Raw genomic sequence first — 12,808 nt, 5'->3', positions numbered from 1 at the left:
ATATGAGAATGGTTATCATTACAATTGGAAATAAAATTGTTTCCAATAAACATTTTTAACATGTTGTTTTTCTAAGTGTTATAAGGTAGGTATAAAATGGGATGGATCCTCTGCTTCTGGCATCTGTCGGTCAGAATGACATCATGATGTGGTCTGCTATTATTGACATCCTCCCCGCCCTTTAGGGCGGGGAGGATGTCAACTATGAGTGTTGCCTGAAATGTCGCCAGCCCCCGGTACAGCAGAAGTATCTCGGGCTTTCTGCGTTTGCTCCTGGTGGGTATGGCCCCCGCAAGCGGGGGTTATTGCTAACTGGGTAATGACTCAAAATTATTGATAGTGTTTTATGTTCAGATAATGCCCGATGACTTTGTCATGCAGCTCCACCGATTTTGTGAGCGACAGCGACTTCCGTCCCAGCCGTGCCAGGTGCTGCCTCAGATTCAGGTTATGCCGCTCAATTCGCTGCGTATATCGCTTGCTGATTACGTGCAGCTTTCCCTTCAGGCGGGATTCATACAGCGGCCAGCCATCCGTCATCCATATCACCACGTCAAAGGGTGACAGCAGGCTCATAAGACGCCCCAGCGTCGCCATAGTGCGTTCACCGAATACGTGCGCAAACCGTCTTCCGGAGCCTGTCATACGCGTAAAACAGCCAGCGCTGGCGCGATTTAGCCCCGACGTATCCCCACTGTTCGTCCATTTCCGCGCAGACGATGACGTCACTGCCCGGCTGTATGCGCGAGGTTACCGACTGCGGCCTGAGTTTTTTAAGTGACGTAAAATCGTGTTGAGGCCAACGCCCATAATGCGGGCGGTTGCCCGGCATCCAACGCCATTCATGGCCATATCAATGATTTTCTGGTGCGTACCGGGTTGAGAAGCGGTGTAAGTGAACTGCAGTTGCCATGTTTTACGGCAGTGAGAGCAGAGATAGCGCTGATGTCCGGCGGTGCTTTTGCCGTTACGCACCACCCCGTCAGTAGCTGAACAGGAGGGACAGCTGATAGAAACAGAAGCCACTGGAGCACCTCAAAAACACCATCATACACTAAATCATTAAGTTGGCAGCATCACCGATTTTTTAAACATATAAAATACCATCAATGAAGTGATTAAGAAGTTATAGAGTAACAGAGAATTAATAAGATTCTTTTCTCTGAGACGCCAGAATATTTGTTCTGGCGTCTGATTTTGAGTTTATTTGACTAATGAAAATAGATCATTGAGTGATTCGCTCATCGACGGATGAGTAAATATCTGATCGCGTAATATGCTATAAGGCAGCCCGGCATCCATCACCATTTTCACTATATTGATCATCTCGTGGGAGTCAATACACAGCAGTGATGCTCCTAATATACGTTGGGTTTTATTATCAACAATCGCTTTTAATACCCCACGGGTATCGTTCATCACTCTGGCGCGCGGAATTGCAGCTACAGGCAATGTCACCACCTGAATATCAGCACCACTCTCTCTGGCTTGTTCTTCTGTCATACCAACCCTGGACAGGGGCGGTGTCATAAATACGGAATAAGGCACATTTTTCCGATCATCAGTACTACGTTTGCCTTCACCCAGTAACTCATCACGTACAATGCGGTAATCATCCAGTGATATGTAAGTAAATTGCAGCCCGCCGGTAACATCTCCCATCGCCCAAATATTGTCTGCGGTGGTATGTAATCGCTTGTCAACGACAATTGCCCCGCGCTCGTTTACTGCGATACCGGCATTTTCTGGATGTAACGAAGCGGTAGCCGGTTGACGACCGGAAGCTATTAACAGTGCATCCACCGCCAGTTGGGCGTGCTCGCTATGCACTTGCACTTGATTTTCATGGTGACTGATTCGCTCCACATGGGCATTGAGGATAATATCGACGCTCTGATCGCGTAAAATCGTCGCGATATTATCAGCAATATCCCGATCTTCCCGAGGCAAAAACAGCGAAGCTGCCTCTAAAATGGTTACTTTGCTGCCAAAATTAGCGAACATAGAGGCGAACTCAACGCCAATATATCCGCCGCCCAAAATACCTAAATGCCCAGGCAATTCTTTTAGATTAAGTAATCCGGTGCTGTCATATACACCAGGCGTGGTGGTAATTCCAGGAATTGGCGGAACCACGGCTTGTGCACCGGTATTAATAAAAATTTTCTCGCCATGAATCTCCAAATTTCCCTCAGGCCGATGAACACGCAGGCTATGATTATTGATAAACTCCGCCTGGCCGTCGATCACGTCGATATTGGGCATATCCGCAAGATTATGAAAATTCTTATTACGTAAAAAATTAACCACTTCATTTTTACGCTGTATGGCACGGACAAAATCTGTGTGCTGCTGTGCGTCATGAACCAATGTTTTGGTTGGGATACAGCCGATATTAATACAGGTCCCGCCATACATTGCATTTGATTGTTCGATGAGAGCCACACGCCAACCTGCTTTTGCCAGCGTGACGGCTAATGTTTTTCCAGCCTTGCCAAAACCAATAATAACTGCCTGATATTTATTCATGATGATTTCCTGTCGAAACGCGTTCATTTGACATCATGACTATAGACGCAAAAGGTGATGCTGCCAACTTACTGATTTAGTGTATGATGGTGTTTTTGAGGTGCTCCAGTGGCTTCTGTTTGGCTTTGTTGAATAAATCGAACTTTTGCTGAGTTGAAGGATCAGATCACGCATCTTCCCGACAACGCAGACCGTTCCGTGGCAAAGCAAAAGTTCAAAATCACCAACTGGCCCACCTACAATAAAGCCCTCATCAACCGTGGCTCCATAACTTTCTGGCTGGATGATGATGAATCGCCACGCGTTTAACAGACACCTCAGAGTCATTTAAGATGACTTAAAGAGAGGTGCCCATGAGCGGTAAGCGTTATCCTGAAGAGTTTAAAACTGAAGCAGTCAAACAGGTTGTTGATCGCGGTTATTCTGTTGCCAGCGTTGCAACACGTCTCGATATCACCACCCACAGCCTTTATGCCTGGATAAAGAAGTACGGTCCGGATTCTTCCACTAATAAAGAACAGTCAGATGCTCAGGCCGAGATCCGCCGTCTCCAGAAAGAGCTGAAACGGGTTACCGACGAACGGGACATATTAAAAAAAGCCGCGGCGTACTTCGCAAAGCTGTCCGACTGAGGTACGCCTTTATCCGTGACAACTCCTGTTGCTGGCCTGTTCGCCTGCTCTGTCGGGTGCTGGATGTTCATCCCAGTGGTTTTTACGCCTGGCTTCAGCAGCCGCATTCACAACGCCATCAGGCAGACCTGAGACTGACAGGACAGATTAAACAGTTCTGGCTGGAATCGGGATGCGTCTATGGTTATCGCAAAATCCATCTGGATCTGCGTGACAGCGGGCAACAGTGCGGAGTAAACAGAGTCTGGAGACTGATGAAACGTGTCGGAATAAAGGCTCAGGTCGGATACCGAAGCCCGCGGGCACGTAAAGGCGAGGCCAGTATCGTGTCACCCAACAGGCTCCAGCGACAGTTCAATCCGGATGCTCCTGATGAGCGTTGGGTAACGGACATAACCTACATCAGGACCCACGAAGGCTGGCTGTATCTTGCCGTTGTTGTTGATCTGTTCTCACGCAAAATTATCGGCTGGTCCATGCAATCCCGGATGACAAAGGACATTGTCCTGAACGCACTGCTGATGGCTGTATGGCGGCGTAATCCCGAAAAACAGGTGCTGGTTCATTCGGATCAGGGCAGTCAGTACACAAGCCATGAGTGGCAGTCGTTCCTGAAATCACACGGCCTGGAGGGTAGCATGAGCCGTCGCGGTAACTGCCATGATAATGCGGTTGCAGAAAGTTTTTTCCAGTTGTTGAAACGTGAACGGATAAAGAAAAAGATCTACGGAACGCGGGAAGAAGCCCGCAGTGATATTTTTGATTACATCGAAATGTTTTATAACAGTAAGCGTCGGCATGGTTCTAGCGAACAGATGTCACCGACAGAATATGAAAACCAGTATTATCAACGGCTCGGAAGTGTCTAGATTATCCGTGGCGATTCACCGGGGCAAACAGGCCGATCAGGAACGACATAAGAAAGTTCTGTATTACCGACAGGTCAAGAAACTGAGCATAAGAGAAACTGCTGAAGCCACCAGTTACAGTACATCTCAGGTCTGCAGGGTTCAGGCCCTGTTCAGGCCTGAAAATTAAGCACATTTTCTGAGGCTGGAAATCAACTCATGCTGACAGCCTGAGCCTGTTGGCATGGTAAGCAATGTGCTCACCAATAAAGCTGGAAATGAAATAATAGCTGTGGTCGTATCCAGTATGATATCGGAACGACGCATTGAGGTTCATCTCATTGCATACTCTCTCAAGGATTTTGGTGCGCAGTTGCTCTTCATAAAAGGCGTCACTCAGCCCCTGATCAATGAAGATTTCTGGTAATTTTTCACCCTGTAAAATGAGGCTGACTGGATCGTAGGCTTCCCACGTTTTTCTGTTTTCACCCAGGTAAGCGCTAAATGCCTGTTGCCCCCATGGCACCTGAGAAGGCGATACTATCGGGGAAAATGCTGATACGCTCACATATTCACCAGGATTTCGCAGAGCCAGCACCAGAGCACCCAGCCCTCCCATAGAATGACCGGATATAGATTTTCTTGCCGTTGCAGGAAAATGATTCATGACGACATCCGGAAGCTCTCTGAGAATATAGTCATACATCCTGTAATGAACATTCCACGGCTGTTCCGTCGCGTTCAGATAAAAACCGGCCCCCTGGCCAAGATCGTAACTGTCGGCATCCGGGACATTATTACCCCGGGGACTGGTATCCGGGACAACAACGATGACGTTATGCCGGGCTGCATAATGCTGCATACCTGATTTGGTGATGAAATTCTGCTCAGTACAGGTCAGGCCCGACAACCAGTATAGTACCGGCAGTTTTTCTGTTACTGCTTTGGGAGGAAGATACACACCGAAATTCATTTCACAATTAAGGGATTGTGAATAATGCCGGTACACGTTTTGCCAGCCGCCAGAGCTGGCATGCTGCTCAATGAGTTCCATCAGCCGTTATCTCATGGTTATTTCCCCTGACCGAAGCCAGGGGAAGTATCTTTAAATCCGGACGTCAGATAAACGTATACGCCGTGATTTTGTTACCCGCCGGATCCCGCAGGTAGGCAGCATAGGCCCCGGGAAGGTGACCACGCGGGCCAGGTTGACCTTCATCAGCTCCACCGGCGGCAAGGCCGGCAGCATGGAAAGCATCAACCTCTTCCGGGGTGGCAGCAGCGAAGCCGACAGTCACCCCGTTAGCGGAAGGTGCTTCACCGTTGCCCGGACGGGCAATGATAAATGCCGGCTTTTCGCGGCCATAGAGTACCCAGCCGTTGCCAAACGGGCCGAGGTTATTGATACCAAGCGTGCCCAGGACGACATCGTAAAATGCGGAGGATTTCTCGACATCGGCTGCGCCAATGAACACATGAGAAAAGATGCCGTCACCAGAAATTACCGGAGTTGTCATTTTCCACTTCCTTCAGTTTGAGTTGATTAAAATTCTGATGGGATCAGTAATGAATCACTGTCCGGATAGATTTGCCTTCATGCATAAGCTCGAAGGCGTCATTGATTTCATCCAGTGTCATCGTATGGGTTACAAATGGCTCAAGGTCAATATCCCCCTTCATGGCATCCTCGACCATACCGGGGAGCTGAGTGCGGCCTTTTACTCCGCCAAACGCGGAACCTTTCCATACGCGCCCGGTGACCAGCTGGAAAGGACGGGTGGAAATCTCCTGTCCGGCCCCTGCGACACCAATGACAACGGACTGCCCCCACCCACGGTGAGCACTTTCCAGCGCTGCACGCATGACGTTAACGTTACCGATACATTCAAAGGTATGGTCAATACCCCACTTGTTGATATCCAGCAGAACATCTTTAATCGGTTTGTCATAATCATTCGGGTTAATGCAGTCAGTGGCCCCGAACTGACGGGCCAGGTCAAATTTTGTCGGATTAGTATCGATAGCGATAATACGTCCCGCTTTTGCCTGACGGGCCCCCTGTACCGCAGCCAGACCAATTGCCCCCAGACCAAAAATGGCAACTGAATCGCCCGGCTGCACTTTAGCCGTGTTATGGACGGCGCCAATACCGGTAGTCACGCCACAACCCAACAGGCAGACGTGTTCATGGTTCGCCTCCGGGTTAATTTTTGCCAGAGAAACCTCGGCCACAACGGTGTATTCACTGAATGTGGAACATCCCATGTAGTGGTAAAGAGGCTGACCGTTGTATGAAAAGCGAGTGGTCCCGTCAGGCATCAGTCCTTTGCCCTGAGTCTCGCGAACCGATACACAGAGGTTCGTTTTACCGGACTGGCAGAATTCACACTCCCCGCATTCAGCGGTGTAGAGCGGAATAACATGGTCACCCGGCTTCACACTGGTGACGCCTTCACCAACTTCAACGACGATACCGGCTCCCTCGTGGCCGAGAACCACCGGGAAAACGCCCTCAGGGTCATTCCCTGAGAGGGTAAAGGCATCGGTATGGCAGACACCTGTGTGGGTGTTTTTAATCAGCACCTCGCCTTTTTTAGGCGGAGCAACATCAATTTCAACAATCTCCAGGGGCTTCCCTGGTGCAAATGCAACAGCGGCACGTGATTTCATACGTAATATATCCTCAATGTAATAATGGCCTCACCTATTTAAGATAGGCACGAACCAGCTCAATCGTATCGTCAACTGATTTACTGACTTCATGACTGTAGCTGTCATTCTGGTCAAAGGTTTCCCGTATGTGGCTCTCCAGCACCTCTGCCATCAGTCCGTTAGCGGCGCCCCGGACGGCGGCGATTTGCTGGAGAACGGAACGGCATTCAGCGCCACTTTCAAGTGCTCTTTCCAGAGCATCAATCTGACCCCGGATACGGCGAACCCGGGTTAGGACCTTTTTTTTCTCTTCAGGAGTACTGGGCATTGCTTACCTCACTGCTCTGTATTTCTTATACTATAGGGGAGTATTACATTAAGATCAACACATACCCCACTATAGTATAATAAATATATCAGAGCACCGGTAATGACTCCAACTTACTGATAGTGTTTTATGTTCAGATAATGCCCGATGACTTTGTCATGCAGCTCCACCGATTTTGAGAAAGACAGTGACTTCCTGCCCAGCCTTGCCAGATGCTGCCTCAGATTCAGGTTATGCCGCTCAATGCGCTGCGTATATCGCTTGCTGATAACGTGCAGTTCTCCCTTCAGGCGTGATTCATACAGCGGCCAGCCATCCGTCATCCATACCACGACCTCAAAGGCCGACAGCAGGCCCAGAAGACGCTCCAGCGTGGCCAACGTGCGTTCACCGAATACGTGCGCCACAACCGTCCTCCGTATCCTGTCATACGCGTAAAACAACCAGCGCTGGCGTGATTTAGCGCCGACGTAACCCCACTGTTCGTCCATTTCCGCGCAAACAATAACGTCACTGCCCGGTTGTATGCGTGAGTTTACCGACTGCGGCCTGAGTTTTTTAAGTGTCGTAAAATCGTGTTGAGGCCAACGCCCATAATGCGTGCACTGGCGCGACATCCGACGCCATTCATGGCCATATCAATGATTTTCTGATGCGTACCGGGTTGAGAAGCGGTGTAAGTGAACTGTAGCTGCCATGTTTTACGGCAGTGAGAGCAGAGATAGCGCTGATGTCCGGCAGTACTTTTACCGTTACGCACCACGCCTTCAGTAGCTGAACAGGAGGGACAGCTGATAGAAACAGAAGCCACTGGAGCACCTCAAAAACACCATCATACACTAAATCAGTAAGTTGGCACCCTTACCCTGTATAGGTACTCTCTGTTTTTCGTGGCCTGCCTCGCCCACGAATTTCGCCAGTCATGACTTTGCTCCTGCATTTTATTAACGGAAAAGAATAAGTGATTTTGCGCGGAGGCTTCAATCAGTTTATCCCCGGCGGTGACGAGGTGGCCACCTATGCCGACTGGACAGGGGACTGACTATTGCCATAACGCCATCGCAGGTTGCTTCAGTAAACCTGCTAATCCCGTACAATGGCGAATTCGCTATATCCGCTTCTCGCACTTAGCTGCCATAAATCGGCCAGGCAATCACAGGTCATTTCTGTCTCGCAAAGAAGGTGCCGTTTCTGCTTTGCGTTGACACCCCTAAATATTAGAATTAAAAGGAGAGAGTTACTGGAAAAAGGCAGCGGAGGCAGTGACAATCGTGGCTTGAAGCCACTACTCGATGGATGCGGACATGTAGTTGGCGTCATTCGACAAAACTAGCAAACTTCTAATAGTCACCATTTCTCCCGTCTGGCGGGAGTGCTGTCAAATGCCCCCCTCATCTCTGTGTGGGAAATGAAGGGTGAAGGGGAAATAGATGACAGCGTTATTTCTACGCCCAGAATACTGAATACCTTGTACAGACGATCAATACTGGCGCTAGCAGGGTTTGCTTCCAGGCGGGCATAGGTTTGCTGCGTTACGCCAAGCCTCTCAGACACATCTTTTTGCGTGAAGCCCTTGATTTTGCGAAACCCGATTAGCACAGGTCTGAGCTGGTTCAGCGTTTTTATCGGGAACTGATTATTCATAAGTGACCTGCCTCGCAGACTGAGTAGGGAGTACCGCCCTGTAATACAGCAGGTAAGGTGTATTTTGTGTTATACAGACTATAGGCTGTAAAACCTTTATTGAAAAGATGCTGATGTTCCAGGGGCATGCCGAGCATGGACGATTTTCTGCGGGGCGGTATTTCGCTACGGGGGAGATTGCGTTCGGGCAATGTACCGGTGTAAAAAACGTCAATTTTTCAAAACCGCTGTTATCGGGATAAGCTGAAAACTCCGAAGGCAGACACAGCCACGAATAATGTCAGACTTAAGCTCTGTAGCTGTCTTCTTTTGCCTGTAAATAACGTCTAGTTTGACTCTGATGAAGGCTGTACCAGGCAGAGAACATGTCACTCTCGGGGCCGGATGATAAAATGTGTTCAACTGGCTGGGCAGGGTAATAGCGAAGAACGTTCTCTGAAATTCGATTCAGCTCAGCGTAACGTGCGCTGTAGGTATGTATAATCCATTGCATCAATTTTGCATCCGTATTATTCGCAGATTACACACAAGAAGCTTAACAATGGCTGAAAGAGTGAGCAGGGATATGTAACAAAAACAAGGGCTTCAAGATGAACTGGATAAAACCGGAGCAGAGCAAGCCCTGTTCCGGTTTGTCAGGCTTTGGAATTTCTTCCAGGCCCCTGCAGCTAGTCACAACAAACACATTAATGTTTTCATTGCTTCAATTCAATATTATTGTGTGAAAGGGATTCCATCGAAATCGGCTTATGCATGCTTAAAACTAAACTGCCCCGGCTGCAGTCATTTGGTTGCTGTGGGCTCTGTACTGTGTCTAATAGTGAAAGAATCTTACGTTATAACGAAGGAAATTGCTGAATGACTCTACGATTGCAGACGGAATCACCCGCTGACCAGGATATGTTTAGAGGCAGCAGTCATGAAAAAGTTGCAGAGAATGTGGCTCAGATCATCAGGACACCTGATGTCAATATTATTGGTCTGGAAGGTGAGCTGGGTTCAGGTAAGTCAACAATATTGAAGTTCCTGCAGAAAAAGCTTAAAGATGATTTTACGTTCATTAACTTTGATGCAGAACGTTACCATCATGGCTCAACTAAAAAAGCGCTTATCGATGTCATCCACCACGGGGTCAGCCTACAATGTCCGGGCTCCCGGGATGTGTTGGATAAGTATAAAAATCTGGCTCTGGGTAACATCGTTGAATACGACAAGAGGGTCAGCAGCAGGCTAAGCTGGTTGACCGTCGTTTTTATTTTACTGTCATTGCTTTCCGTGCAGATGCTTCGTTATGTGCTAACAGACCTTAATCAATATTTTACTAACAAGGAGTCATTATTAGGGTGGCTTTTTTATGTTGAGGTGGCCGCGTTTCTTTCTCCTGCCATTATGGTCGCAGGACTGGCATGCCTGCAGAACATGGAATGGTACAGAAAGAAAGGGTATTCGAGTATTGGTGATTTGTTCAAACGCAACAGTACTGACAGGATTGAAGAGACTTGGCTAGTTAATAAGGAGGTCGGAGCTATTGAGCTGGCTGAAGCTCTGCAGGGATTTACCTCCAAAGAGGTCATTTCCCATGGAGATCGCTTCATCCTTATCATTGATAATCTGGACCGAATCAGTGCAGACAAAGTGAAAGAGCTCTGGAGTGATATGGAGCTTATTGCCGGAGCCACTCATGAACACTTCAGGATAGTGGTGCCCTATTCGGCAAGACAGGTTTCAGCCTCACTTTCTGTGGCGGGTTTCAGCGGGCGTGAGTTTATTGCAAAGCGGATTCCTGTAAGTTTTCAGGTTCCTCCTCTTATTTCGGCAGGATGGCAGGAAGCGTTAAGGCAGTACTGGAAAGAAACAGTAAATGAGGATGCAGGGATAGCGTGCCGGGAAGCAACGGTGTTGCTTGAGCGCTGGAAACCCTCTGAGTATCCTCGTATCACACCGCGATTAATGAAGAAGTTTGTTAATGATATTCATATTCTGAACCTTACCGTTCCTGCAACAGAAGATCATCGCCATATTCTTATTGCTCTCTACTTACTGGTGGTCAGATACGGGGAGCGAGATATTAAAGTATTACTTCGCGATCCCAAAGCTAGTCAGACCGAACCCGGTATTGCTCCGGATGATTTTGACGAGATGCTCTCGCTAACTTATCAACAAATATCCCGAATTTTTAATAACGATACAGAAAGATGGAGCGAATTTCTGATGAGCATCCACTATCAGTCCACGGTGGAGCTTGCCAGGAGCGAGTTGCTTGATACGCCTCTTAAAGACGCGATTGGTGCTATAAATATCCCACGGCTTGAAGAACTGACGGCCTTGTGGGGTTTCGCTGAAGCATGGCAGCGAGTGGCACCACATATTCAGATGCGAGACTGGCTGGTTTCTTATAGCCGGATGGATGAGAAGTGTCAGGCTCTCGCCGAACCGCAACTCAAAGTCGCAGTGCAAATGCTGAATCAGAGTTATGCTGTTTCACTCAGAGAAAAGAATGATGAAGGTTTCGTATTGAGTCTGCAGAAACTGATGGCTGACGGGCGGATAAGCCTAGAGCCTTTCGTCGAAAGGCAAATATCGTTTATTGTGAGTAAACTTGATGAAATTCAGGATTCAGAAAAATTGGAGGCTGAATCCACGAAGACGTTGCTGCAGGAAGCTGATTCATACTCTGTTCTGGCCGGTGAATCACTACTGAATAAAATGGAGAATTTTGTAGATGGCGTATTTTATGTGGAATACCTTGTCAATAATGAAGAGACCTTGTCAAACCTGAAAATTGGCACACTAGATATCGGAAATCACGGTCGGGAGGAGATGTTACGCTATGGAGCTGAGCAACCTCAGATAGACCTTTTTAATCCGGGAATTATCCGGCATATCAATATTGCATCGAAGGCGGTACAGAACGTAATTGGAAAGAATGATGGTACAGGTGGGGCTCAGGTTAGCTCTGCAATAATGACGCTTAAAAATCGTCAGGTTGTTGAGGACGTTATCCATTTCAGAAAAATTGTTCTGAGCCCGGACTGGAATAATAATGTTTTAAATCAATATTATCTTAATAATACGGCGACGAGGAATCTCTTCCCTGCGGAATTTGCTGCACAGGCTGTTGCTCACATGGTGCTCCATGGTAACTATGCCGGTATCGAGTCGTACAGTGAACATATTGGTGAGGAACGGTTTGACCTGGCTTTGGCTGCATATCTTCGTTATCTACGTACTGCCGAGAGTATCTTTATAGCACTTAAGGATAAAAATGTTCTGCCGTACATCAAAAATGCTGTTGGCAGGATTGTTGATTTAGGTCTTCTGGTGAATATACCTGTCCTGAGCTTTGTTAAAGGTCAGTATGACGTCATCAAAGAAGCTACAAATGCAACCTCTCTTTTAATATTTGTGCGAGAGCGTCAAAAAGCACTGTCAGAGAAAATAATTGAGTCTGATGTGAATGCTATGGGTCCAGTATTTCTCCATGACGTATATCAGTCAGGTGAGCAGTTTGATATTTTGAAGAAAAAGCTGAACGCCCTGGCATGTGGAGTATTTAGTTCTTCTGAAAGGCTTATTGAGTGTTTTACGGTTCTTCCTGTGAACATGCGCTTTATCCTTGAACAAATGCAACTTCAGGGGCAGCATATCCGGATGGAAGGTAGTGTGGGTATCTTTGCATCATGGTTCCGTGATGCAGAGCCAGACGTTGTCACAAATGCCGAGAACATTCATTTTCTGTGGTCTTGCCTCGACGATACCCAGAGAGAGACTGTACTTGATGAGTTGCACGATGTCTTACTTGAAAGACATATTCGTATTGACAGCCGTATTGCGATTATTACCCGTTTTCATAATGAGTTGTCGTTTATTGAACCTGAGAAGGCCGTTGAACGCAGGGCTATTGCGGCGCTGTTTAGCGCTTCTGTTGATAATGTATTATTGTCTCAATGGCTTGACCGTCAGACGTTTTCATTTTCATCATGGTCTCCGGAGGACGCCCGTACGGCAACGAGTTGTATAATGAATAACTCGGAGATTTTTCCTCTCATCTGCAGGAATTCACAGTATATTAAAAACAGAATGTTACCAGAGAAAGCGGACGTTACAGAAGATAGTGATACGTTTCCGGACTGAGTTCGTTCTTTAAATCCTATACCTGAAGACCACAGCGGTGG

10 protein-coding genes and 3 pseudogenes are annotated in these 12,808 nt (G+C 47.7%); 4 read left to right on the top strand and 9 right to left on the bottom strand.

Annotation, left to right across the window (positions count from 1 at the left end; genetic code table 11):
• Window positions 1-330 precede the first annotated feature (330 nt).
• From ACQG19_RS20770 to rclA, 3 genes and pseudogenes are all read right to left on the bottom strand, one after another.
• Window positions 331-706, bottom strand: a pseudogene (locus ACQG19_RS20770) (IS1 family transposase).
• A gap of 44 nt (window positions 707-750) precedes the next feature.
• Window positions 751-1,026, bottom strand: coding sequence for an IS1-like element transposase (locus tag ACQG19_RS20765; protein WP_000179213.1), 276 nt, complete (start codon window positions 1,024-1,026; stop codon window positions 751-753).
• 177 nt (window positions 1,027-1,203) lie between these two features.
• Window positions 1,204-2,529: a reactive chlorine resistance oxidoreductase RclA gene (rclA, locus tag ACQG19_RS20760; RefSeq protein ID WP_047055316.1), complete on the bottom strand. Its 1,326-nt coding sequence runs from the start codon at window positions 2,527-2,529 to the stop codon at window positions 1,204-1,206.
• Between the two features lie 153 nt (window positions 2,530-2,682).
• On the opposite strand from rclA, the pseudogene ACQG19_RS20755 reads away from it, so the two are divergent.
• The 3 genes and pseudogenes from ACQG19_RS20755 to ACQG19_RS20745 all read left to right on the top strand — a co-directional run.
• A pseudogene (locus ACQG19_RS20755) lies at window positions 2,683-2,820 on the top strand (IS5/IS1182 family transposase); the annotation flags it as partial.
• 62 nt (window positions 2,821-2,882) lie between these two features.
• A protein-coding gene (locus ACQG19_RS20750; RefSeq protein WP_085949497.1) for an IS3 family transposase occupies window positions 2,883-4,030 on the top strand; the annotation gives its coding sequence in 2 pieces (ribosomal slippage) (window positions 2,883-3,120 and window positions 3,120-4,030; 1,149 coding nt in all).
• A 16-nt stretch (window positions 4,031-4,046) separates the two neighbouring features.
• Window positions 4,047-4,199 (top strand): annotated as a pseudogene (locus tag ACQG19_RS20745) (recombinase family protein); the annotation flags it as partial.
• A 27-nt stretch (window positions 4,200-4,226) separates the two neighbouring features.
• Here ACQG19_RS20745 and fghA read toward each other — a convergent pair.
• The 6 genes from fghA to ACQG19_RS20715 form a co-directional block, all read right to left on the bottom strand.
• Window positions 4,227-5,063: an S-formylglutathione hydrolase gene (gene fghA, locus ACQG19_RS20740; RefSeq protein WP_012561110.1), complete on the bottom strand. Its 837-nt coding sequence runs from the start codon at window positions 5,061-5,063 to the stop codon at window positions 4,227-4,229.
• A gap of 64 nt (window positions 5,064-5,127) precedes the next feature.
• On the bottom strand, window positions 5,128-5,526 hold the full coding sequence (locus ACQG19_RS20735; protein WP_012561111.1) for a VOC family protein: 399 nt from the start codon (window positions 5,524-5,526) through the stop codon (window positions 5,128-5,130).
• Between the two features lie 43 nt (window positions 5,527-5,569).
• A complete protein-coding gene (frmA, locus tag ACQG19_RS20730) occupies window positions 5,570-6,679 on the bottom strand; it encodes an S-(hydroxymethyl)glutathione dehydrogenase (RefSeq protein WP_017384070.1) in 1,110 nt (369 codons plus the stop codon).
• A gap of 34 nt (window positions 6,680-6,713) precedes the next feature.
• Window positions 6,714-6,989, bottom strand: coding sequence for a formaldehyde-responsive transcriptional repressor FrmR (gene frmR / locus ACQG19_RS20725; RefSeq protein ID WP_017384071.1), 276 nt, complete (start codon window positions 6,987-6,989; stop codon window positions 6,714-6,716).
• Window positions 6,990-7,102: 113 nt separating this feature from the next.
• A protein-coding gene (locus ACQG19_RS20720) for an IS1 family transposase (protein ID WP_223274117.1) occupies window positions 7,103-7,800 on the bottom strand; the annotation gives its coding sequence in 2 pieces (ribosomal slippage) (window positions 7,103-7,551 and window positions 7,551-7,800; 699 coding nt in all).
• Window positions 7,801-8,336: 536 nt separating this feature from the next.
• Window positions 8,337-8,633 (bottom strand): helix-turn-helix transcriptional regulator, encoded by a 297-nt coding sequence (locus tag ACQG19_RS20715; protein WP_017384073.1) that lies wholly within the window; start codon window positions 8,631-8,633, stop codon window positions 8,337-8,339.
• 858 nt (window positions 8,634-9,491) lie between these two features.
• Between ACQG19_RS20715 and ACQG19_RS20710 the strand changes: the two genes are divergently transcribed.
• The gene (locus tag ACQG19_RS20710; protein ID WP_021242119.1) at window positions 9,492-12,767 is read left to right on the top strand and encodes a P-loop NTPase fold protein; all 3,276 of its coding nucleotides are present in this window, start codon (window positions 9,492-9,494) and stop codon (window positions 12,765-12,767) included.
• The last annotated feature ends 41 nt before the right edge of the window (window positions 12,768-12,808 follow it).

The organism is Enterobacter cloacae complex sp. 277I4 (assembly GCF_050031465.1).
Classification (GTDB): domain Bacteria; phylum Pseudomonadota; class Gammaproteobacteria; order Enterobacterales; family Enterobacteriaceae; genus Enterobacter; species Enterobacter cloacae.
This window is presented reverse-complemented; position numbering and strand designations above follow the sequence as displayed.

Bases quoted from the DNA above. Each gene is read 5' to 3' on its own strand.
- rclA (WP_047055316.1), bottom strand. From the start codon at position 2,529: ATGAATAAATATCAGGCAGTTATTATTGGTTTTGGCAAGGCTGGAAAA.
- fghA (WP_012561110.1), bottom strand. From the start codon at position 5,063: ATGGAACTCATTGAGCAGCATGCCAGCTCTGGCGGCTGGCAAAACGTG.
- ACQG19_RS20735 (WP_012561111.1), bottom strand. From the start codon at position 5,526: ATGACAACTCCGGTAATTTCTGGTGACGGCATCTTTTCTCATGTGTTC.
- frmA (WP_017384070.1), bottom strand. From the start codon at position 6,679: ATGAAATCACGTGCCGCTGTTGCATTTGCACCAGGGAAGCCCCTGGAG.
- frmR (WP_017384071.1), bottom strand. From the start codon at position 6,989: ATGCCCAGTACTCCTGAAGAGAAAAAAAAGGTCCTAACCCGGGTTCGC.
- ACQG19_RS20715 (WP_017384073.1), bottom strand. From the start codon at position 8,633: ATGAATAATCAGTTCCCGATAAAAACGCTGAACCAGCTCAGACCTGTG.
- ACQG19_RS20710 (WP_021242119.1), top strand. From the start codon at position 9,492: ATGACTCTACGATTGCAGACGGAATCACCCGCTGACCAGGATATGTTT.